Raw genomic sequence first — 21,927 nt, 5'->3', positions numbered from 1 at the left:
CCGCGCGGATCGGGCAGGCATGGTCCATGCAGAACCCGGTCCGGCGCCTCGCCCTCTCCAACCTTTCCGCCCAGGCCTCCGAGCAGGTCGCCCTCTCGGCCGCGCCGCTCCTCGCCGTCCTGTCCTTCGGCGCCGGGGCAGAGGCAACGGGCTGGCTGCAGGCCGCGCAGACCCTGCCCTTCCTGCTGCTGGCCCTGCCCGCGGACCTGCTGGCCGACCGCACCTCCCGGCTGCACTTGATGATCGGGGCGGAGGCGATTCGGGCCGCGGCGCTGCTCGCGATCCTTGTCCTGGCAGGCACGGGGCACCTCGGCATCGCAGGGCTCGCAGCGCTCGGCGCCCTCGGCGCGGGCGGCACCGTCGCGCAGGGCGTGGCGGCGCCTGCCATCGTGCCGGCCCTGGTGCCGCGCGCGGCGCTGGCCTCGGCAAACCGCGCCCTCGAACTCGGCCGCAGCCTCGCTTTCATGGCGGGGCCCGCGCTGGGCGGGGCGCTGATCGGCTGGCTGGGGGCCGGGCCGGCCTATGGGCTGGCGATCGGCCTCTCCCTGCTGGCGGTGGCGCCCCTGGCCGGGCTGACGGAACCGCCCCGCCCCGCCCCCGCCCGCCGCAATCTCGCGGGGGAGCTGCGGGAAGGGGTCGGCTTCGTCCTCTCCCACCCGCTGCTGCGGCCCATCCTCGTCACGGCCGTGCTGTTCAACGCCGCCTGGTTCCTGCTGCAGGCCGCGCTGGTGGTCCATGCCGTGCGGAACCTCGGCCTTTCCGCGACGGGCGTGGGAACGGTCCTCGCGCTCTTCGGGGCGGGAATGGTCGCGGGGGCGCTGGCCTCGCCGCTGCTCGCGGCGCGGGCACGCCTCGGCGCGCTGATCGCCGCCGGTCCCCTCGTGGCGCTGCTGGCATCGCTGCTGATGCTTGCCACCGCCGCCCTGCCCTCCCCGGCGCTGGCGGGGGCGGCCCTTTTCCTCTTCGGGGCGGGGCCGGTGCTCTGGACCATCCACACCACCGCCCTGCGGCAGGCGGTGACGCCCGGGGCGATGCTCGGCCGGGTCTCGGCGACCGTCATGACGGCCACCTACGGCGCGCGGCCCCTCGGCGCGGCGCTGGGGGCCTTGCTGGCGGCACGCTGGGGCGTGGAGGCCTGCCTCCTCGCCTCCAGCCTCGGCTTCGCGGCACAGGCGGCGGTGATCCTCGTCTCCCCCGCGCCGGGGCTGCGGGAGATGCCCGCGGCTAGCGCAGCGTCTCCCGCGTGACGGTCCCGCTCGGCGCCGCCTGCATCGGCGGCATTCCGCCCTGGCGCGGCGGCGGGGCCATCATCGGCGGCGGCGCCATGCCCCCGCCGGGCGCGCTGAAGCGCATCAGCGCCGCGCGCAGCGGGTCGGCCGCCGGGTTATGGGCCTGCATGTCGATCACGATGTTCCGGGACGCGACGGAGCGGCCGTAGTACCCGGTGTTGAAGTCGTTGCGGCTGGAGAGGAGCGATCCCTCCAGCGAGATGCCGGCATAAAGACCTCGCGCGCGGGCATAGCTCACGATATCTGCCCCCACCGCGGCGGTGGTGGCGCCCCCGATTCCTGCCCCGACGGTGGCCACAGCGATGGCCGCGTCCGCGCCGATTTTGAACTGGCTGTCCAGCACCGCGTTCAGGCCGCGCTCCGTCAGGATGATCATCATCACCTGCATGTCCTGCACGCCGATCTGCAGGCCGAAGCTGGCCGAGCCGATGGTGTAGAAGGCGGGCGAGGACCAGGAGCCCGCCCCGTCCCGCGCCGTCAGCACGCAATCCCCGCCCTGCCCGCCGAAGAGGAAGCCGGCGCGGAAGATGCGGGGGCAGACCATCACGGCCCGCGCCCGGGCAAGGGACCGGGTGGCGTCGTCCAGCGCGTTCGGGTCGCCCTGGGTCAGCATCTCCGTCACCGTCAACGTGGCCCGGTCCACGAGAGCCTGCTGCTCCACCGGCTGCGCCAGGGCGGCGCGCGGCAGGGTTCCCAGGGCCAGGGCCGCCAGGGCACCCAGCGCATAGATCGTGCGGCGCATGAAGTTCTTCCCCCAACCCCTTGTCGCAGCGGGCAGACTATACTGCCGACCGTGGCGAGACCAGGGCGGTGCCGTGGCGGCTTCGCGGGCCTTCAGGCCCGAGCTTCAACCCGGCGGCTCAGCCGGGCGGCTGGGGCATCGGCGGCTCTTCGTTCACCCCGCCCACGCGCCAGTGGCCGTTCTCCTTCTCCAGCCGGGTGAGGGAGAGGTTCTTCACGCTGAACTGCAGCGCCTGATAGGGGCTTAGGCCGCAGGCATGGGCCAGCGCCGCGCGGATGGAACCGCCATGGGCGATGATCACCGCGTCGCCACCCCGGTTCTCGGCCGCCACCGCCTCCAGCGTGGGGCCGACGCGCGCCACCACGTCGGACAGGCTCTCCCCGCCCGGCGGCCGCTCGTCCGCGCCGTGGTTCCAGAAGGGGTGGGGCGGGTCGCGCAGCGCGGCGGTGAACCCCTCATGCGTCATCCCCTGCCACTCGCCGAGGAACTGCTCCACGAAATGCGGCAGCTCCGTCAGCTCCGCCTCCGGATAGCCCGCGGCGAAGACCGCCATGGCGGTGGCACGGGTGCGGGCCAGCGGGGTGCAGTACCAGCGCGCGGCGGCGGGCAGGCGCGCGGCCAGCCAGGCATGGGCGGGCCGTTCCCGCGCCAGCGTCTCCTGGCACAGTGCCACGTCCATGGAACCATAGACGGTGAGGCGCGCGGCGGGCTCCACCAGGGCGTGGCGGATGAGGAAGATCCTGGTCGTGTCCGGCATGGGGCCGCCTTAGCCTCCCCGCGCCGGCGCGGCTACTCCCCGATGCTCAGCAGCGCCCCCCGCTCCCGCGCCCGCCGGAACTGCGCCATGAACAGCCAGGCGCCGAGCCCCAGCCAGACCAGGTCCAGCGCGAAGGCCAGGCCGAGATGCCCCCAGGCGATCCGGCTCTCCAGCAGGGCGGCGCGCATCCCCTCGAAGACATGGGCGGCGGGGATGGCGTAGGCGACAGGCTGCAGCCAGCCCGGCAGGACGGAGACGGGGTAGAACACCGCCGAGAAAGGGGCGAGGCCGAAGAGCACGGACCAGGCTAGCGTCTCCGCCCCCGCCCCGTGGCGCAGGATCATGCTGGTGACCCCCAGCGCCACCGCCCATCCCATGATCATCAGCGCAGCGAAGAACAGAACCACCACGGGCCCGAGGGAGAACAGGCCGAAGCCGTAGAGCAGCCAGGCCAGCAGCACGGCCGGCAGCACGCCCGCGAGCATGCGGATCGCGCTCATCCCCACCAGGGCGGCCACCAGCTCCCAGGGGCGGAGCGGCGAGACGAAGATATGGCCCAGGTTGCGGGACCAGATCTCCTCCAGGAAGGTGATGGCGAAGCCCATCTGGCTGCGCAGCGCCACCTCCCACAGCAGCACGCCGCCGAGCAGCGCGCCGGCGGCGATGCTCGCGGTGCTCTGCTGCACGCCGGCCACGTAGGCGGTGACGAAGCCCCAGACGACCATCTGCAGCACCGGCCAGTACATCAGCTCCACCACCCGCGGCCAGGAGCGGCGGAACAGTGCGAGGTGCCGGTAGACCATGCCCCAGATCCGGCGGGCCGATGCGCGGATCGGCGAGGCGGCCGGCGCCCCGGCCGGCGCCCCGGTCGGCGCCCCGGTCGGCGGTGGAGCGAGCGGAGCGGCGCGGGTGGCGGACATGCCCTGCCAGATGCCGCGCGGTCTCGCCGGGCGCCAGGGCTTTCGGCGAGACGATCTCGTGATCCGCCCGGCGGGGTGGGAAGGCCCGGCGGCATCCCCACATCGGCTCCGGATGGCCGAACTCCCCCTCGACATCGCCCGCATCTATCTCGAGCCCGCCGTGGAGGACCACGCCCGCGGCCGGGAGATCCTCGCCCGCTTCCCGGAGGCCGAGCGCATCCCCGTTGCCTCCCACTGGCGCATCCCGGAGCTGCGGGAGGGCGATCCCGGCGACTATCTTGCGGCCAAGAAGAGCGCCCTGGTGCTCGGCGTGAAGAAGGGCCTGACCTTCCGCCCGAACGGCCGCAGCGCGGACTTCATCGCGCCCTCCTCCTCCAACGGCTGCGCCATGGCCTGCGCCTACTGCTACGTCGCCCGGCGCAAGGGGCACGCGAACCCCATCTCCGTCTTCGTCAATATCGAGGCCATCCTGGCCGCCACCGCGCGCCACGCCGCGCGACAGGGGCCGAAGACCGAGCCGAACCAGGTGGACCCGCATGCCTGGGTCTACGACCTCGGCGAGAACGGCGACCTCTCCGTGGACGCCGCCATCTCCGGGAACGTGCGCGACCTCGTCGGCCTGTTCCGCACCCTGCCGAACGCGAAGGGCAGCTTCGCGACGAAATGGGTGAACCCGGACCTGCTGGGCTACGAGCCGCAGGGGCGCACGCGCATCCGCATGTCCCTCATGCCCCCCGCCCTCGGGAAGCTGTTGGACGTCCGCACCTCCCCGATGGCCGAGCGCATTGCTGCCATCCCCGAACTGCACCGCGCCGGCTACGAAATGCACCTGAACTTCTCCCCCGTGGTGCTGCGCGAGGGATGGGAGGCGGAGTGGGGCGCCCTGTTCGAGGAGTTGGACGACATCCTGCCCTCCGCCGTGAAGGAGCAACTGGCGGCCGAGATCATCATGCTCACCCACAACAGCGACCTGCACGAGGTCAACCTCGCCTGGCACCCGAAGGCGGAAGAGCTTCTCTGGCGCCCGGACATCCAGGAGGAGAAGGTTTCCGAGAGCGGCGGGGTGAACCTGCGCTACCGCACGGGCTGGAAGGGCCGCTGGCTCCAGCGCTTCAAGGACCTCCTCGCCGCCCGCATGCCCTATTGCCGGGTGCGCTATGCCTTCTGACGTGCTGGAGGCCCCGGCCCGCGCCCACCCGCTGTGGAAGCCCCGGCGCCTCCTCATCACCCCCTCCGCCTTCGGCTGGCCGCAGGGCGAAGCGATGGCGGAGCGCGCCGCCGCGCTGGGGGCAGAGGTGGTGCGGCTGAAGGCCGACCGCCTGACCGGCCTGCCCGATACCTACCGCGACGCCAAGACCACCATGGCCGTCGTCGTCGCCTCCCCCAGCCGCCGCAAGCCGCAGCCCATCCCGCCCAGCGCCGATTGGCGCTTCGACCTCGCGGAGGGCTGCCCGGCCCATTGCAGCTACTGCTACCTCGCCGGCTCCCTCGCCGGCCCGCCGATCATCCGGGCCTATGCGAACCTGCCGGAGATCCTGGCCGCCCTGCCGCCGCTGCTCGGCCAGGGCCAGGTCACATCCCGCAACGCCGCCCGCGCGGCGGAGGGAACGACCTACGAGGGCTCCTGCTACACCGACCCGCTGGGCATCGAGCACATCACCGGCAGCCTCGCCGAGACGATCCGCTTCTTCGGCGCCTGGGAGGCCGAGGCCCAGTTCCGCTTCACGACCAAGTACGACAGCATCGGCCCGCTGCTGGACCTACCGCATCACCGCCGCACGCGCATCCGCTTCTCGATCAACGCGCGCGGGGCGGAGCGATTCGAGGGCGGCGCGCCGCGCGTGCGGAACCGCCTGCGCGCCATGCGGCAAGCCGCCCTGGCCGGCTACCGCATCGGCCTCACCGTCGCGCCCATCCTCAACCTGCCGGACTGGCGGGAAGCCTATGATGCCCTGCTGGCCGAGTGCGCCATTGCGCTCGACAGCGCCGGGGACCCGGACCTGACGGTGGAGCTGATCACCCACCGCTTCACGGAGGGATCGCGCGGGGTCCTCCAGGGCTGGTACCCCGGCAGCGAGTTGGAAATGGACCCGGAGCAGCGCAGCCGGAAGCTCACGAAGTTCGGCTCGGCCAAGTACGTCTTCCCGAAGGCGCTGATGGCCGACCTGCGCCGGGAACTTGAGGCGAGCGTCGCCCGCCACCTGCCGCAGGCGCGCGTCCTCTACTTCACCTGAGCCGACGAGTTCGACTGGGCACGCCAATCGTAGTCCCCGATCCGCGAACTCCTGCCCCAAGACAGCCCAAACGACGTTGTCGCGAATTTTACTTACACAATCTCCGGTTGTATGCGGGGATGCGTCGTTGCGAATCCAGGAGAGCGGGCCAAGGAGCTGATGCTGCAAGTCCTGGGTTGTCTCCAGCACGAACACAGCCCGGCGCTGCTCATCCTGGCGGCTGGCGTCTGTTTCATGGCCTGCTTCGTCTGTACCAACATCGTCCGGCGCGCCGGGCTGGTGGAGCCGGCGCACCGGAAGCTCTGGAATCTCGGTGCCGGGATGGTCTACGGCTCCGGCGTCTGGGCCACGCATTTCATCGCGATGCTCGCCCTTCGTTCCGGCCTTCCCATCACTTACAATCCGGACATCACCGCGCTTTCCGCCCTCATGGCCGTGGCCGGCGCGGCTCTCGCCTTTCAGATCGGACAGATCCCCGGCCTCGGTGGGTCCGGCACGAGTTCCGGTAGGATGCGTGCCGTTCTGGCAGGCGCCGTGCTCGGCCTGACCGTGGGCGCCATGCACTATACGGGCATGAGCGCCATGCGCCTGCCCGGACACCTCGAGTTCTCCCCGGTGCATGCCGTCCTCGCCGTCCTCATCGGCGCGGGCCTGGCAGCGACGGCCCTCTCGCGCCGGCTGGACAACCGGCCGAGGCGACTGCTGGCCAGTGGCCTTCTGGCGGGCTCGATCCTCGCCCTGCACTTCATCGGCATGGCCGGCGCCACCATCGTTCCGGATGGCGGCGTCTGGGCAGCCGATAGCGGCCTGGACGAGCGGCTGATCGCCATCACCGTCGCCGCGGTGGTCGGCACGGTGGCGGTCGTGAGCCATATCAGCGTCGCCTTCGAGGAAAAGCTGTGGGGCAAGGGCGCGCGGGACGCGAACCGGCTGCGCCGCCTGGTCAACAACACCTCCGAAGGCCTCTTCATCCATCGCGGCGGCAAGATCCTGGACGTGAACGAACCTCTGGCCCGGCTGCTCGGAAGGCCGGCGGAGGCGCTGGTCGGCCAGGACATCTCGGCGATTCTTCCAGCGGAGGCCGTCGCGCGGCTGCAGGACGACGCCTCCCTCCGGCCGGACACCACCTCGCCACTGGAGGTGGAGCTGACCGCGGAGAGCGGCCGCCGCACCCCTGTCGAGATCATGTCCCGCGTGATCGAGGACGCGGACGAGGAGGGCTGGAGGAGGGCGCCGCTCGCCCATGCCGTGGCTGTGCGCGACCCGACCGAGCGGAAGCGGGCGGAGGAGAGGATCCGCTACCTGGCGCTGCATGACGGGCTGACCGGGCTCCCCAACCGCACTCTGCTGGCCGATCGGGCAAACCAGGCGCTGGAGACGGCGACGCGGGAGGGGCGCAGCATCGCCGTGCTCTGCCTCGACCTCGACCGTTTCAAGACGGTGAACGACCTACTCGGCCATGACGGCGGGGACCAGTTGCTGCTGCAGGTGGCGGAGCGGCTGCGCGTGCTGGTGCGCGGTGGCGACACCATTGCCCGGCTGGGCGGCGATGAGTTCGCCATTCTCCAGGCCGATCTGGGCGCGCCGGAGGACGCGGCCGCCCTCGCTGGCCGCGTGATCGAGGCCCTGTCGGCGCCCTTCGAGATCGAGGGGCAGACCTTCCAGCTCGGCACCAGCGTCGGCGTGGCGATTTCCCCGGCCGATGGCAGGACCGTGCCCCGGCTCCTCCGCAACGCCGACACGGCGCTCGACCGCGCCAAGCGAGACGGGCGCGGCATCCACTGCTTCTTCGAGGCCGCCCTGGACCAGCGCCTGATGCAGCGCCGGACCCTGGAGCGGGACCTGCGGATGGCGATCGAGCGGGGCGAGTTGCACCTCGCCTACCAGCCGCAATGCGACACGCGCACGCGGGAGATGGTGAGCGCCGAGGCTCTGCTGCGCTGGAACCACCCGCAGCGGGGCGCCGTCTCGCCGGCGGAGTTCGTGCCGCTGGCCGAGGAATCCGGCTTCATCCGCCCGCTCGGCCGCTGGGTTCTGGAGACGGCCTGCGCGGAAGCGGCGAAATGGCCCATTCCCTGTCGCGTGGCGGTGAACATCTCCCCCGCGCAATTCCGTCAGCCCGATCTGCTCGCCGTCATCGCCCAGGTGCTGGAACGGTCCGGCCTGCCGCCGCAGCGGTTGAAGATGGAGGTGACCGAAGGTCTGCTGATCGGCGAGACCGAGCGCGCCCTCACCCTGCTACGCGCCCTGAAGGACATGGGGATCGCCCTTTCCCTGGACGATTTCGGCACGGGCTACTCCTCCCTCAGCTATCTCCGGCGCTTCCCCTTCGACGAGATCAAGATCGACCAGTCCTTCGTGCGGGGCCTGGGTCAGGACGTGGAATCCGCGGCGATCGTGGAAGCCGTGCTCGCCCTCAGCCGCAGCCTCGGCATGATCGTCGTCGCGGAGGGGGTGGAGACCGAGCAGCAGCTCGAGATACTCCGCAGCCGCAACTGCCCGCGGGTGCAGGGCTACCTGCTCGGCCGCCCCGTCCCTTCGGCGGACCTGTTCCGCTCCCGCAGCGCGGAGCTGGTGCCCGAGGCAGTGAGCCAGCCGGCCGCGCCGGCCTGATCCGGCGCCGGGGGCTGGCCCCTTCTAACCCGCCCCTCCCCGCGCTACATCCGGGAATGTCCACGTTTCGTTCCTGATCGGGCATCCCTTGGCAAAATCCACCCACCGCTTCGTCTGCCAGTCCTGCGGCACCGTCCACCCGAAGTGGCAGGGCAAGTGCGAGGGCTGCGGGGAGTGGAACACTCTGACCGAGGAGGTGGTGGAGGCCCGCGCGCCGGGCCCGGCGAAGACCGCCGCGCTCGGCGGGCGCAAGGTGGAGTTCGTGGCGCTCAAGGGCCAAGCAGCCCCTCCGCCCCGCACCCGCACGGGGATCCAGGAACTGGACCGCGTGCTCGGCGGCGGCTTCGTGCCCGGCTCCGTGGTGCTGGTGGGCGGCGATCCCGGAATCGGCAAGTCCACCATCCTGCTCCAGGCCGCCGCCCGCGTCGCCGAAACGGGCAAGCGCACCCTCTACATCTCGGGTGAGGAGGCGATCGAGCAGGTGCGCCTCCGCGCCCTCCGCCTCGGCGTCTCCGGCGCCCCGCTGGGCCTCGCCGCCGCCACCTCGCTGCGCGACATCCTCGCCAGCCTGGAGGAGGAGCGGGATGCCGGGCTGGTCATCATGGACTCCATCCAGACCGTCTGGCTGGACAGCCTGGATTCCGCCCCCGGCACCGTCTCCCAGGTCCGCGCCTGCGCCGCAGAGCTCGGGCGGCTGGCCAAGGCCAAGGGCTTCGCCCTGGTGCTGGTGGGTCATGTCACGAAGGAGGGCACGCTCGCCGGCCCTCGCGTGCTGGAGCACATGGTGGACGCCACCCTCTATTTTGAAGGCGATCGCGGCCACCAGTTCCGCATCATGCGCGCCACCAAGAACCGCTTCGGCGCGACCGACGAGATCGGCGTCTTCGAGATGACGGAGCAGGGGCTGGCCGAGGTGACCAACCCCTCCGCCCTGTTCCTTGCGGAGCGGCGCGGCAACATCGCCGGCTCCGCCGTCTTCGCCGGGCTGGAGGGCACGCGCCCCGTGCTGGTGGAGGTGCAGGCCCTTCTATCCCCCTCCACCGGCGGCAGCCCCCGCCGGCAGGTGGTCGGGTGGGATTCCGGGCGCTTGGCCATGCTGCTGGCCGTGCTGGAGAGCCGCTGCCGCATGACGCTCGGCATGAACGACGTTTACCTGAACATCGCGGGCGGTCTGCGCGTGCAGGAGCCCGCAGCCGACCTGGCCGTGGCCGCCGCCCTGCTCAGCGCCGCAACCGACCGCCCCTGCCCGCCCGACATGGTGTTCTTCGGGGAGGTCGGGCTCTCCGGCGAGATCCGGCAGGTGGCCCAGACCGAACTGCGCCTGCGGGAAGCCGCGAAGCTCGGCTTCGCCGCCGCCACCCTGCCCCGCCGCGTGGCGCGCGGCGGCCGGGCGCTCTCGGCGCCGGACGGGCTGGGGATGACGGAGATCGGCCACCTGGCCGACCTCGTGGCCCCCTTCGCGGCCAGCAGCACGCGCAAGCCGGCAGCGAAGAAGGCGAAGGAGGCGGAGCCGGCCGAAGCCGACTAGGCCCCGGCCGCCCGCCGCAGCGCTTCGTCCAGCAGGGCGTCGAGCCGGCGGGGCTTGCGGGCCAGCGGGGCGGGCACCTCGATATAGTGGATGCCGACCCGCGACAGCACCGTCCGCTTCACCGCGTCCCGCTCCGCCGCATTGCCGAGGTCGTGGCCCGAGCCCTGGTACTCGATGACCGCGAGCGGCCAGCCCTCCCCGTCCACCACGAGGAAGTCGGCACGCTTGCTGTTGATCCAGCGGAAGGCCTCCCGGTCCGCCTCCGAACGTCCCTCGGTGCGGACCACCTCGCCGAGGCTGACCTGCGGCCAGATCCGGAGCGAGGGGTCGATCGCCGCCGCCACGGCGCAGGCGCTCTCATAGACCGCGGTCTCGCCGACGTTGAGAACCCGGCGGCTCTGCCACACCACGTCTCGGTGCATCACCGCCCCCAGCTGGTCGACCCGGCGCCCCCGACGGCGCCGCACGAGAGCCACCAGCAGGATGACTGCGGCGACGAGCGCCAGGGCGCCGAGGAGGAGGGCGCGATGTGTCAGGGGCATTTCGGGAAAGGGCCGTTCGCCACGGTGCCAGTGGGGATCCACCAGTCCTTACTGGGTTATCGTCCGGAGAGGCGAGGTGCGGGATAGGGATGGCGCACCTTTCACCGGGGCTGGCCGCCCTGGCCATGGCCGGCGCGGCCGAGCATGGGAATCGGCCTCCGGTGACACTCGAGGGCTTGCCCCGCCACTTCGGCAAACTTTGGACATACCCAGGGGACGCGGCCCAGGCACCGGCAATAGCCGGACAGCCGGCCAAAAAGAACAATCCACTCAGTGCCCTATCCGGCAGAGCGGGCCAGCCCGGCCATCCCCGTCATGGCGCTGCAACATGCCTCCCCCGCGAGGCCCGGGGTGCCTTCCGCGTGACGCCGCGCCGCAGCACCGTTATATCCCGCCCCCGATGACCTGGGTCGACGCCGTCTTCCTCGCCGTTGTCGCCATCTCCGGCGTCATCGGCTACATGCGCGGCCTGATCCGCGAAGTGCTGGGGGTGGGCGCCTGGATCGGCGCCATCCTCTTCTCCTTCTACATGCTGGAAGGCACGCGCCACGCCTTCAACGGCGTATTCCCTGAGAAGTGGACGGCCGCCGCTCCCTGGCTGGTCGATGTCGCGGCCCTGGCCGCCGTCTTCATCGTCACCCTCATTATCCTGAAGATTCTGATCGCGCTGATCGCCGGGCTGGTGCGGAACTCCATCATCGGTGGCGTGGACAAGGCACTGGGCATCGTCTTTGGGATCGGCCGGGGTGTGATCGTGATCCTGGTTGCCTATATCGCGGCGGGAGCCTTCGTTCCGGACACGTCCATCTGGCCGGAGCCGGTCCGCCAGTCCCGCTTCCTGCCCTCCATCGCTGACGGTGCGGCCTGGCTCAACGAGCAGCTGCCCGCCCAGTACCGACCCCGCCTGCCCGATCCGCCCAGCGGCCGGGCACCCACCGCCGAGGAACTGTTGCGGCCCCCTGCGCGCAACCGGATCTGACCGCCATGACCGAGACCACGACCAACCCGTTCGACACCGATGACGACGCCTTCCACGAGGAATGCGGCGTCTTCGGCGTCTGGAACGCTCCGGACGCCTCGGCGCTCACGGCCCTCGGGCTCCACGCGCTCCAGCACCGCGGCCAGGAGGCGTCCGGCATCGTCTCCCTCGGGGAGAAGGGGTTCCGCTCCCACAAGGGCCTCGGGCTGGTGGGCGACATCTTCGGGGATGCCCGCGTCATCGCCTCCCTGCCCGGCCGCGCCGCGGTGGGCCACAACCGCTACGCTACGGCGGGCGAGACGGCGCTGCGCAACGTCCAGCCCCTCTACGCGGACTTCGCCTTCGGCGGGTTCGCAGTGGCCCATAATGGCAATCTGACCAACGCCCTCGCGCTGCGCCGCCAGCTCGTCCGCCGCGGCTGCCTGTTCCAGTCCTCTACGGATTCCGAGGTCTTCGTCCACCTTATCGCCATCTCCCTCTACGCCACGGTGCTCGATCGCCTGATCGACGCGCTGAAGCAGGTGGACGGCGCCTATTCCCTGGTGGCCCTGCATGACGGCGCCCTGATGGGCGTACGGGACCCGCTGGGCGTGCGCCCCCTGGTGCTCGGCCGACTGGGCGCGGACCAGAACAATGCCTGGGTCCTGGCCAGCGAGACCTGCGCGCTCGACATCGTCGGCGCCGAGTTCGTGCGGGACATCGAGCCCGGCGAGATCGTGGTGATCGACGACACGGGCGTGCGCAGCGTGAAGCCCTTCGCGAACACCGCGAACCGCTTCTGCATCTTCGAGTACATCTACTTCGCCCGACCCGATTCCGTGGTGGAGGGCACGCCCGTCTACGACACCCGCAAGCGCATCGGCGCCGAGCTGGCGCGGGAGAGCGGCGTGGAGGCGGACGTGATCGTCCCCGTGCCCGATTCCGGCGTACCGGCCGCCATGGGCTACGCGCAGGAGGCCGGGATCCCCTTCGAGCTGGGGATCATCCGCAACCACTATGTCGGCCGCACCTTCATCGAACCCACGGACAACATCCGCCACCTCGGCGTGAAGCTGAAGCACTCCGCCAACCGCGCGGCGATCGAGGGCAAGCGGATTATTCTGGTGGACGACTCCATCGTGCGCGGCACCACGAGCAAGAAGATCGTGGAGATGATGCGCCAGGCCGGCGCCGCGGAGGTGCACATGCGCATCTCCTCCCCGCCGACCACCCATTCCTGCTTCTACGGCATCGACACGCCGGAGCGGGAGGCGCTGATGGCCGCCAATCACAGCGTGGAGGAGATGGCGCGCATCATCGGCGTGGACAGCCTCGCCTTCATCTCGCTGGACGGCCTCTACCGCGCCCTCGGCCGCCCCGGCCGGGACGCGAAGGACCCCGGCTACTGCGACGCCTGCTTTACCGGCGACTACGCCATCCCCCTCACCGACCTCGTCGGCCACAAGGAGCGGGAGCCGGCCCTGCTGGCGCTGAACGGCGTATGAGCCTTCCGCTGCAAGGGCGCGTCGCCCTCGTCACCGGCGCCTCTCACGGGATCGGCGCCGCGACGGCGGTGGAGCTGGGGCGCCTCGGCGCCCATCTCGTCCTGACCGGCCGCAGCCAGGGTGGGCTGGAGGAGACGGACGATGCCGTCCGTGCCCTGGGCGGCACCGCCACCCTGCTTCCTTTCGACCTGGCGAAGGACGTGGACAAGCTGGACCCGCTCGGTCCCTCCATTGTGGAGCGTTTCGGGCGGCTGGACATCCTCGTCCATGCGGCGGGCGTGCTGGGCACCCTCACCCCCGTCGCCCACATCACCCCGAAGGACTGGGCGGATGTGGTGGCGGTGAACATGACCGCCGCCTGGCGCCTCATCCGCACCCTGGACCCGCCGCTCCGCGCCTCCGATGCCGGGCGGGCCGTGATCCTCACCACCGACCGGGCGCGGCATCCCCGGCCCTACTGGGGCGCCTATGGCGCGACCAAGGCGGGGCTGGAGCACCTCGTGCAGACCTGGGCCGAGGAGGTCGCAACCACCCCGTTGCGCGTGATGCTGCACGACCCCGGCCCGGTGAACACTCGCCTGCGCACCACGGCCATGCCAGGCGAGGATCCCGCCAGCCTCGCCCAGCCCGCGGATGTGGCCCCCGCCATCGCCGCGCTCTGCCTGCCCGGCGAAGCGGCGCGGGCGGCCTGAGGATGGCCCTCCTCGTCACCGGCGCCAGCGGCTTCGTGGCGCTGAACGTGGTGGAGGCCCTGCTGACCCGTGGCGAGGAGGTGGTGGCGCTCGACGCCCGGCCCCTGCCCCCGATGGCGGCTACCCTTTTCGCCGCCCTCCCCGGCCGGCTGCACGCCGTGGTCGGGGATGCGACCCGGGCGGAGGATCTCGACGCCGCCTTCGCCCGCGCGCCCGTCCGGGCCGTGCTGCACGCCGCCGCCGTCACCGCGGGCACGGCGCGGGAGCGGGCGGACCCCGGCACGGTCGCTGCGGTGAACCTCGGCGGCTCCATCGCCTGCTTCGCAGCGGCCCTGCGCGCCGGGGCGGAGAGGCTGGTGGCCCCTTCTTCCGGCGCCGTCTACGGCGTGCCCGACACGGTCCCCGACCTGTTCCGGGAAGACGATCCGGCTCGCCCCACCGCCCTCTACGGCATTACAAAGCTGGCGGCGGAGCAGGCCCTGCTGCGCCTCGCCTCGCTGGAGGGCCTCTCCGTCGCTGCGCCCCGCCTCGGCGGCATCTATGGCCGCTGGGAGCACCCGACGGGGCTGCGCGACACCCTCTCCCCGCCCTTCGAGATTACGGCCCAGGCCCTGTCCGGCACGCCCGTGCGCCTGGCGGGGGCCCGGCGCGGCGACCAGGTGCATGCCGCCGATATCGCCGCGGGGCTGATCGCCCTGCTGGACACCCCCGTGGCCCGTGGCGTCTTCAACATCGGCAGCGGCGAGGCCACCGGCCCGGAGGAGTACTGCGCTGCCCTCGCCCGCGCCCTGCCGGGGCTGGACTGGCGCGTGGCGGAACCGGGCGAGGCGGCGACGGTAACCGGCCGCTTCCCCGCCGACCGCCCCGCCCTCTCGCTGGATCGCATGGCGCAGGCCACGGGCTGGCGGCCCCGCATCGGGCTGGAGGAGGGCGCGGCCCTGACCCTGGCCTGGATGCGGGACGCGCGGCTCTAGGGCGCTTTCCGCGCGACGAGGATGTTGCGCACGCCGGCCCCGCTCTCCGCGGCCAGCACATCCGCCTCGACAGGCGTGAGGCCGGAATCCAGGCCGATGTTCCAGAACCGGAAGCCGAGCCCGGAGAGCAACGCCACCGTCTCCGCCGGCCCCATGCCCTGGGACGCCATCATGCCCGGGGCGAATTCCATCATGATCCGCACCTCCGGCGAGCGGGCGAGAAGATCGCGCATCCCGCGCAGCGCGTGCCCCTCGAAGCCCTCCACGTCCATCTTCACGAGGTCCAGGCGGAACCCGGGATCGGGAAAAAGCCGGTCCGGCACCGCAACCCGGCAGGGCCGGCCCGCGACCGTCGAGTTGGGCGGCACCACATGCCCGCCGCCCGGCCAGTCCGTGTCGAAGGCAAGCTGCACCTCCCCCTCCACATCGCCGACGGCGGCCTCGTGCAGCGTCACGCGCTCGGTGAAGCCGTTCACCGCGATGGAGCGGCGCAGCAGCTCGCAGAGCCTGGGATTCGGCTCGAAGGCGTGCACACGGGCCCCCTTCGCGCCGCCGAGGATGGCATAGACGCCAAGGTTGGCCCCGACATCGAGAACCGTGGCGCCCGGCCGCACCAGCCGCTCGAAGAGCGCGGTGTATCCCGTCTCCCATATCCCGTGGACCATCAGGTGGGGCGCGATGTCGATGCCGCGCGTGTCGACGTAGAGCATGTGCCGCCCCTGCAGCAGCGTCAGCGCCGTGTGGTCTCCCAGGTAGTTGGACTGGGTGTGGTGCAGGGGATGGGCGCGCTGCGCGAAGTAGGCGGTGATCTCCTCCATCCGGCGGGAGAGGCGCTCCAGCTTCTCCTCCGCCGCCAGGGCGCGCCGCGTCAGCGCGTTGTCCATCTCCGCCAGCCGGCGCATCACCGCCTGCTCCCCGGCCGAAGGTCCCCGACGCAGGGACGGGAACAGGGAGCGCAGGCGCGGCATGATCGATCCTAACGGTGGCCGCCCCAGGCTAGCCCACCGCCGGAACGGAGGGCCACCCGGCCGTGTCAGCCGTCCGATTCATCGGCGTAGGGGTTCTCCGTCCCGCGCGTGTTCACCCGGATCGGCACGCCCGGCATATCGAAGGCCTCGCGGAAGGAATTGGTAAGGTAGCGGCGGTAATCCTCGGGCATCTGCTCCGCCCGCGTGCCGAAGACCAGCAGCGTCGGAGGCCGCGCCTTCGGCATGGTGACATACCGCAGCTTCAGGCGCTTCCCGTCCACCAGCGGCGGCGTGTGGCGCTCCAGCGCGCGCTCGAACCAGCGGTTCAGCGCACCTGTGGGCACGCGGCGGTTCCAGAGGGCATAGGCCTCCCGCACGGAGGGCATCAGGTTCTCCACCCCCCGGCCGGTGGCCGCGGAGAGGGGCACGACGAAGACGCCCTTCAGCTGCGCGAGGGAGGCCATCAGCACATCCTCCAGCTTCCGACGGGCGGCGTTGCGGTCCTCCACGGCGTCCCACTTGTTGAAGGCGATCACCACGCCGCGCCCCTCGCGCTCCGCCAGCCGGGCGATGCGCAGATCCTGCTCGTCCATGCCCTGCACGGCATCGACCACCAGCACCGCCACCTCGCACTCCTTCAGGGCGGCGATGGTGGCGGCGGTGGACATCTGCTCCAGGGCTTGGGTGATTCGCGCCCGGCGGCGCAGGCCGGCGGTGTCCACCAGTCGCACCGGCTTGCCCGTCTCGTCCGTCCACTGCACCGCCACGGCATCGCGGGTCAGCCCCGGCTCCGGCCCGGTGATCATCCGCTCCTCGCCCAGCAGGGCGTTCAGCAGGGTGGACTTGCCGGCATTCGGGCGGCCGACGATCGCGAGGCGGAGCGGGCGGTTGTCGTCCGCCTCGTCCTCGTCATTCTCCTCTGGCGGCTCGGGCGGCAGGGCCTCCCGGATCTCGTCGTGCAGCTCGCCCATGCCGTCCCCGTGCTCGGCCGAGACCAGCAGGGGGGAACCGAGGCCCAGCTCATAGGCCTCCAGCGCGCGGGCGGCACCCTCCCGCCCCTCCGCCTTGTTGGCCAGCAACAGCACGGGCTTGCTGTGGCGGCGCAGCCACTGGGCGAAGGACCGGTCCGCGGAGGTCAGCCCGGCCCGCACGTCCACCACGAAGAGAACGAGGTCCGCCGCCTTCAGCGCCGCCTCGGAGGAGGCGCGCATGCGGCCGGGAATGGTATCCGGCGCCGCCTCCTCCAGCCCGGCCGTGTCGATCAGCAGCACGTCCCTGCCGGCGATGCGGGCCACCGTCTCCTTGCGGTCACGGGTGACGCCGGGCGTGTCGTCCACGATGGCGATGCGCCGCCCGGCGAGGCGGTTGAACAGGGTGGACTTGCCCACATTGGGGCGGCCCATCACGGCGATACGAGGAAGCATGAGGCGCAAGAGCACCGCCGGGGCGCGGGGGTCAAGCGCGGCGTGAGAGGGGGCCGTGTTCTGGCCTGTCCGGCACCAGGGGGCGCCGCCCCTTCGAACCCCCGCCGGGGCGGCAGCGGCCACCCCGGCCCCCGCGGTGGGACTACCGCGGAACTGACCTGATATGTCAGCCTTCTACGGTCGGTCGCCGTCCTGCGCTCGCCGTCGCCTCGGCACCAGGAGCCGAGGCCCACCGCCCATCAAGCAGGACCAATTCCGGGGAGAGGAACAATTCTTTCTTCACTCCCCCGAACAGGCCATCGGCCGGCGATCAGGCCCCGCGCAGGGCGACCAGCACCCCGTCATCCGTGACGAGGTAGATCGTCCCGCCCACCGCGATCATCGGCAGGGAGGCACCGCCCGGCAGGCGGATGCGGCCGGCGACCTTGCCATCGGCCGGGTCCACCAGCAGCAGCTCGCCCAAGGTCGATGGGACGAGGATGCGCCCGCCCGCCACGAGAGGGCTGCCGAAGCTGGCGGGGGTGCGGCGGCGGTCGCGGGCGGAACGCTCATCCAGCACGGCCAGCCAGCGCACGCGGCCATCGGCCCGGCCCATGGCCACCAGCTGGTTCTCCGGCGTGACGAGGAAGATCCAGTCCCCGGCCACGGCGGGGGAGCGTGCGCTGCCCACGTCGCGCTCCCACAGGCGGCGGCCCGCGCGGAGATCGACCATCAGCGTGTTGCCGGCCTGGCCCGTGGCGATCACGCGGCCATCATGGATCACGGGCAGCCCGGAGATGCCGGAGAGTTCGCCGAACGTCCCGGCGCGCCCGTCCGGGCCGCTGGCGGCGAGGCTCTCCGTCCAGACCGCCCGGCCATCGCTGACCCGCAGCCCGGCGAGCTCGCCGGAGGGGAAGCCGGCCACAACCGTCTCGCCCTCGACCGCAGGGGCGGGAAGGCCTAGCGGCACCGCGCCCACCTGGGATCCGCGATAGGTCCAGAGGGTGCGCCCATCCTCGGTGGAGAGGGCGAGGAGCTGGTTCTCCACCGTCGGCACGAAGATGCGGCCGGCCGAGACGGCGATCCCGCCCCGCGTGGGGGCGGGGACGGAGGCGCGCCAGCGGATCTCGCCGGTACCGGGATCCATCGCCAGCACCTCGGCCATGCCGGTGGCGGCGTAGAGGGTGCCGTCACTGAAGGCGAGGCCGGCGCCCACCGCGCCCGTGTCGTCCTTCTCCGGCGTCGTCTCCCGCGTCCAGCGCCGGCCGCCCGAGGTGGCATCGGTGGCCGAGACGGTGCCGTAGGCGTCCGCCGTGAAGACAGTGCCATTGGCCAGGATCGGCCCGCTGGTGATGCGGCGGCGGTAGGAGGAGCCGGTGCCGATGCTCGCGCGCCATGCCTCGCGCAGGCCCTCGCCGGCCAGGGCATGGCCGGGGTCGTGCGCCAGGTTGCCGCCGGCCGTCGGCCATTCCGTCAGGGCCGCTGGAACTGGCAGGGCCACGGGCTGCCCGGCAAGGGCGGGATCCACCTCGATGTCGCGATCGGCCTGGATCAGGGGCAGGCGCTCCCCCGGCAGGGGCGTCTTCGACTCGCCGAAGATGCTGTCGATCGTCTCGCAGCCCGAGAGGGCGAGGGCGGCACCACCCAGGAGAAAGGCGCGGCGGGAGGGAGAGGTCATCGCGTCGCAGGTCCTATCACGCACTCGGAAGCTGCGCCATCACGCGGCCGGCACGGTCGCGCAGCGCCTGAGGCGCCGTGGCATCGGCCACCAGGGCCTGGAGGATGCGCCGCGCCTCCGCCGTGTTGCCCTGGCGGATTGCCACCATAGCCTGCAGTTCCCGCGCGGAGGCCTTCCATGGGCTGGAATCCACGGCCAGCGGCGCGATGCGGGAGGCCAGCGTGGCGGGATCCTGGGTGTCCAACCCGTGCAGAACCCAGTTCATGCTCGCCAGGTCACGGTAGAGTGGGTCGGCCGCGGTATCGCCCGCCACCGCGTCCCACTCGGCCAGCGCCCCGGGCAGGTCGCCCGTCTCGGACTTCAGCGCGGCCGCGCGCAGCCGGGCCAGGGTGCGGTAGCCTTCCGGCGCCTGGGCGGCGATGGAATCGAACTTGCCGGCGGCCGCCTTGAGGTCGGCGCCCTGCGCCTCCGTCTCGCGGTGGACGACGAGGAAGGCATTGGCCGCGGCCTCGGATTCGCGCGTCTGGTACCAGCGCCAGCCCTGCCAGCCGCCGACCGCGATCACCGCCAGGAGCGCCACCGCCGCGAAGGCGCCGCCGTAGCGCATGCCGAGCTGCTGGGCGCGCTCGGCGCGCAGATCCTCCTGCACCTCGTCGAAAATATCGGGCACGCGGGTTCCTTTTCCCCTGGTGGACCCCCTTACGGGCCCTGGCGATCCGGCCTCGGCCAACGGGCAATCGGGGCCGGGGTATAGCGGGCGCGTCACGGGGCGTTAAGCCCGGCGCGTGTTTCATGGGGCCATGCCGCGCCACGTCCCCATTCTCCTTCTTCTCGTCCCCCTCCTCGGCACCCTTCCGGGCTGCGAGGCCGTGGTGCCCCTCGCCGCCGCGAACGGCGTCTCCCTCATGCTCACCGGGCGGGCGGTGCCGGACCTTGTCGTCTCCGGCATCTCCGGGCGGGACTGTTCCATCGCCTATCTCGACGCGGGGGAGCGTTACTGCCGGCCGGAGGCGGTGACGGCGGAGCAGCCGCGCTGCACCCGCAGCCTCGGCGCGGTGGATTGCTGGTCCGGGCCGGTCCCGGGCGATCCCCCGCCCCGCAGCGTGGGGGATGCCAGGCCGGGGCCGGGGTCGGTCCCGCAGCCCTGGCCGGAACGGCTGATCTAGGACGAAAAAGATCACCTTTTCAGGTGCTTGCGCCTTGGTTTTCACCTCTTCCATCCCCACTTTTCATGTCTGCGCGGCGAGCCGCCATCCCTTCCCCGAACCGAAGAGACCCCGATTCATGGCCCGATCGCCCGCCGCGGCGCCCCGGCGCGCCCCCTCGCCCACGCGCGCCGCCTTCACCCGCCTCTCCACCGTGCTCCAGCGCGGTGCCAGTCCGGACCGCATGACGCGGGAAGTGGACGGGGTGGTGGACGACCTGCGCGCCTCCGGCGAGCCCGAGGACGTGCGGAACTGGCTGGAGGAGCTGCGCGACGGCTTCGCCGAGGCGGCGGAGGCCGCGGCCGAGGCGGTGGACGAGGTGGATTCGAGCGAGAAGGCCGCCCGCCGCCACGCGGAGAACGCCGCCCAGGCGATGGTCGCTATCCGCGACGCCTTCGCCCGCCACCTGGAAGCGCCTGCCTGAGGGCTTCACCCCCTGGACGGCAAAGGGCCTCTGCGGCCTATTGCCGGCCATGTCTGCCAGCGCACCGCCCCGCTCCAACACCTTGATCGCGGGGGGGCTACCCTGGATCGAGCGCGCGCCGGGCGCGCCCTACTTCATCACCGCCGCCGGCGAGCCCTGGACGCCGATCGGGCAGAACGACGCCCTTCCCTGGCCGGAGCTGTCCGGCCTCCTCGGCCGCCGCGACCTGCCGGAGGTGGAACGCCACCTGCGCGCCCTGAAGGAGAGCGGCGTCACCTGCCTGCGCCTGATGCTGGAATACGCGGAGGGCGAGGAGCACTACTTCGAGCGTCCGGCCGGCAACTTCGTCCCGGCGGTGGTCGAGCTGTGGGACGATCTTTTCGCGCTCTGCGAGCGGGTCGGGCTCTACATCCTGCTCACGCCGATGGACACCTTCTTCACCTGGATCCGCTTCGACAGGCACCCCTACAACCGCGCCCATGGCGGCCCCTGCGCGGACCGTTCCCAGCTCATGGTCTGTCCGGAGACGCGCGCGCTGGTGAAGGCGCGCCTGGCCTTCGCGACGGAGCGCTGGGGCGGCAGCGGCGCCCTCTTCGCCTGGGACCTCTGGAACGAGATGCATCCGGCCCAGGGCGACAACCGGCCAGACGCCTTCCCGAACTACATCGACGATGTCAGCCCCTTCCTGCGCGAGCTGGAGATCCGGCTGCACGGGCGGGCGCACCTCCAATGCGTCTCCGTCTTCGGGCCGGAGCTGATCTGGAAGCCCTGGATCGTGGAGCCGATCTTCCGCCACCCGCTGCTGGATTTCGCGAACAGCCACTTCTACGAGGAAGGCACGATCGACGACCCGATGGACACGGTGGCCCCCGCCGTGAGCGCGGGGCGGCTGACGCGGGAGGCGCTGTCGGAGATCAACGACATGAGGCCCTTCTTCGATTCGGAGCACGGGCCGATCCACACCTTCAAGGACCACGGCATCACCCTCCCCGCGGCCTATGACGACGAGTATTTCCGCCACATCCAGTGGGCGCACCTCGCCTCCGGCGGCGCCGGAGGCGGGATGCGCTGGCCCAACCGGGACCCGCACGTGCTGACGCCGGGGATGCGCGCGGCACAGGGCGCCCTCTCGCGCTTCCTGCCGCTGATCGACTGGCCGCGCTTCCTGCGCCGCAACCTGAACGACGAGATCGCGGTGGAGAGTGGCGCCGTCCACGCCTTCGGCTGCGGCGACGCGTCGCAGGCCGTGGTGTGGCTGCTGCGGCAGGAACTGGGCGAGGCTGTGGAAGGCCGGCGCCCGGTGAAGGCCAGCGGCACGGTCCAGGCCAGCATCCGCGTGCCCGGGCTGGCGCCGGGGCGCTACCGAGTCACGCTGTTCGACACCCTTGCGGGCCGGGAGGCCGGGCAGATGGAGGCGACGGCGGATGATGCGGGGCTGCGTCTCACCCCCACCATCGCAGCGGGCGACCTGGCCCTGGCGATCGTCCCGGCCTGA

General features: G+C 71.9%; 20 protein-coding genes. 12 read left to right on the top strand and 8 right to left on the bottom strand.

Annotated elements, in window-relative coordinates; translation table 11 throughout:
* Positions 1 to 26 precede the first annotated feature (26 nt).
* Positions 27 to 1,247: an MFS transporter gene (locus J5Y10_RS01445; protein WP_209369896.1), complete on the top strand. Its 1,221-nt coding sequence runs from the start codon at positions 27 to 29 to the stop codon at positions 1,245 to 1,247.
* On the opposite strand, the gene J5Y10_RS01440 is transcribed toward J5Y10_RS01445, so the two are convergent.
* The 3 genes from J5Y10_RS01440 to J5Y10_RS01430 form a co-directional block, all read right to left on the bottom strand.
* Positions 1,225 to 2,031 (bottom strand): lipid-binding SYLF domain-containing protein, encoded by an 807-nt coding sequence (locus tag J5Y10_RS01440; protein ID WP_209369895.1) that lies wholly within the window; start codon positions 2,029 to 2,031, stop codon positions 1,225 to 1,227. The genes J5Y10_RS01445 and J5Y10_RS01440 overlap by 23 nt on opposite strands.
* A gap of 118 nt (positions 2,032 to 2,149) precedes the next feature.
* Positions 2,150 to 2,788: a histidine phosphatase family protein gene (locus J5Y10_RS01435; RefSeq protein WP_209369894.1), complete on the bottom strand. Its 639-nt coding sequence runs from the start codon at positions 2,786 to 2,788 to the stop codon at positions 2,150 to 2,152.
* Between the two features lie 32 nt (positions 2,789 to 2,820).
* On the bottom strand, positions 2,821 to 3,591 hold the full coding sequence (locus J5Y10_RS01430; RefSeq protein WP_245214182.1) for an ABC transporter permease: 771 nt from the start codon (positions 3,589 to 3,591) through the stop codon (positions 2,821 to 2,823).
* Between J5Y10_RS01430 and J5Y10_RS01425 the strand changes: the two genes are divergently transcribed.
* The 4 genes from J5Y10_RS01425 (at position 3,590) to radA (ending at position 10,083) form a co-directional block, all read left to right on the top strand.
* On the top strand, positions 3,590 to 4,876 hold the full coding sequence (locus J5Y10_RS01425; RefSeq protein ID WP_245214180.1) for a spore photoproduct lyase family protein: 1,287 nt from the start codon (positions 3,590 to 3,592) through the stop codon (positions 4,874 to 4,876). The two genes, J5Y10_RS01430 and J5Y10_RS01425, sit on opposite strands and share 2 nt — an antisense overlap.
* Positions 4,866 to 5,942 (top strand): SPL family radical SAM protein, encoded by a 1,077-nt coding sequence (locus J5Y10_RS01420; RefSeq protein ID WP_209369892.1) that lies wholly within the window; start codon positions 4,866 to 4,868, stop codon positions 5,940 to 5,942. The genes J5Y10_RS01425 and J5Y10_RS01420 overlap by 11 nt, the downstream gene beginning before the upstream one ends.
* Positions 5,943 to 6,101: 159 nt before the next feature.
* Positions 6,102 to 8,555, top strand: a complete 2,454-nt coding sequence (locus J5Y10_RS01415; protein ID WP_209369891.1) for a bifunctional diguanylate cyclase/phosphodiesterase — start codon at positions 6,102 to 6,104, stop codon at positions 8,553 to 8,555.
* 88 nt (positions 8,556 to 8,643) lie between these two features.
* On the top strand, positions 8,644 to 10,083 hold the full coding sequence (gene radA / locus J5Y10_RS01410; RefSeq protein ID WP_209369890.1) for a DNA repair protein RadA: 1,440 nt from the start codon (positions 8,644 to 8,646) through the stop codon (positions 10,081 to 10,083).
* Here the strand turns inward: radA and J5Y10_RS01405 are convergent.
* Complete coding sequence (locus J5Y10_RS01405; RefSeq protein ID WP_209369889.1) at positions 10,080 to 10,625, bottom strand: DUF2726 domain-containing protein; 546 nt, start codon at positions 10,623 to 10,625, stop codon at positions 10,080 to 10,082. The genes radA and J5Y10_RS01405 overlap by 4 nt on opposite strands.
* 400 nt (positions 10,626 to 11,025) lie before the next feature.
* On the opposite strand from J5Y10_RS01405, the gene J5Y10_RS01400 reads away from it, so the two are divergent.
* The 4 genes from J5Y10_RS01400 to J5Y10_RS01385 are packed head-to-tail and all read left to right on the top strand — an operon-like array spanning position 11,026 to position 14,754.
* Positions 11,026 to 11,604 carry a CvpA family protein gene (locus J5Y10_RS01400; RefSeq protein ID WP_209369888.1) on the top strand — a complete coding sequence of 193 codons (579 nt, stop codon included), beginning with the start codon at positions 11,026 to 11,028 and terminating at the stop codon, positions 11,602 to 11,604.
* Between the two features lie 5 nt (positions 11,605 to 11,609).
* A complete protein-coding gene (gene purF, locus J5Y10_RS01395; RefSeq protein WP_209369887.1) occupies positions 11,610 to 13,088 on the top strand; it encodes an amidophosphoribosyltransferase in 1,479 nt (492 codons plus the stop codon).
* Positions 13,085 to 13,780: an SDR family NAD(P)-dependent oxidoreductase gene (locus J5Y10_RS01390; protein WP_209369886.1), complete on the top strand. Its 696-nt coding sequence runs from the start codon at positions 13,085 to 13,087 to the stop codon at positions 13,778 to 13,780. The genes purF and J5Y10_RS01390 overlap by 4 nt, the downstream gene beginning before the upstream one ends.
* A 2-nt stretch (positions 13,781 to 13,782) precedes the next feature.
* Positions 13,783 to 14,754, top strand: a complete 972-nt coding sequence (locus tag J5Y10_RS01385; protein ID WP_209369885.1) for an NAD-dependent epimerase/dehydratase family protein — start codon at positions 13,783 to 13,785, stop codon at positions 14,752 to 14,754.
* Here the strand turns inward: J5Y10_RS01385 and J5Y10_RS01380 are convergent.
* The 4 genes from J5Y10_RS01380 to J5Y10_RS01365 all read right to left on the bottom strand — a co-directional run bounded on the left by J5Y10_RS01380 (position 14,751) and on the right by J5Y10_RS01365 (position 19,473).
* Positions 14,751 to 15,722: an FkbM family methyltransferase gene (locus tag J5Y10_RS01380; protein WP_209369884.1), complete on the bottom strand. Its 972-nt coding sequence runs from the start codon at positions 15,720 to 15,722 to the stop codon at positions 14,751 to 14,753. The two genes, J5Y10_RS01385 and J5Y10_RS01380, sit on opposite strands and share 4 nt — an antisense overlap.
* Before the next feature lie 65 nt (positions 15,723 to 15,787).
* A complete protein-coding gene (gene der, locus J5Y10_RS01375) occupies positions 15,788 to 17,146 on the bottom strand; it encodes a ribosome biogenesis GTPase Der (protein ID WP_209369883.1) in 1,359 nt (452 codons plus the stop codon).
* A 310-nt stretch (positions 17,147 to 17,456) separates the two neighbouring features.
* Positions 17,457 to 18,803, bottom strand: coding sequence for an outer membrane protein assembly factor BamB family protein (locus tag J5Y10_RS01370; RefSeq protein WP_209369882.1), 1,347 nt, complete (start codon positions 18,801 to 18,803; stop codon positions 17,457 to 17,459).
* Positions 18,804 to 18,819: 16 nt separating this feature from the next.
* Entirely contained in the window at positions 18,820 to 19,473 is a 654-nt protein-coding gene (locus tag J5Y10_RS01365; protein ID WP_209369881.1) for a tetratricopeptide repeat protein, read from the bottom strand.
* Between the two features lie 130 nt (positions 19,474 to 19,603).
* Between J5Y10_RS01365 and J5Y10_RS01360 the strand changes: the two genes are divergently transcribed.
* The 3 genes from J5Y10_RS01360 to J5Y10_RS01350 all read left to right on the top strand — a co-directional run bounded on the left by J5Y10_RS01360 (position 19,604) and on the right by J5Y10_RS01350 (position 21,927).
* A complete protein-coding gene (locus tag J5Y10_RS01360) occupies positions 19,604 to 19,969 on the top strand; it encodes a hypothetical protein (RefSeq protein ID WP_209369880.1) in 366 nt (121 codons plus the stop codon).
* 118 nt (positions 19,970 to 20,087) lie between these two features.
* On the top strand, positions 20,088 to 20,432 hold the full coding sequence (locus tag J5Y10_RS01355) for a hypothetical protein (RefSeq protein ID WP_209369879.1): 345 nt from the start codon (positions 20,088 to 20,090) through the stop codon (positions 20,430 to 20,432).
* A gap of 49 nt (positions 20,433 to 20,481) precedes the next feature.
* Positions 20,482 to 21,927 (top strand): glycoside hydrolase 5 family protein, encoded by a 1,446-nt coding sequence (locus tag J5Y10_RS01350; protein ID WP_209369878.1) that lies wholly within the window; start codon positions 20,482 to 20,484, stop codon positions 21,925 to 21,927.

It is taken from the genome of Roseomonas indoligenes, assembly GCF_017813365.1.
In the GTDB taxonomy this organism is placed as follows: Bacteria; Pseudomonadota; Alphaproteobacteria; order Acetobacterales; family Acetobacteraceae; genus Roseomonas; species Roseomonas indoligenes.
This window is presented reverse-complemented; position numbering and strand designations above follow the sequence as displayed.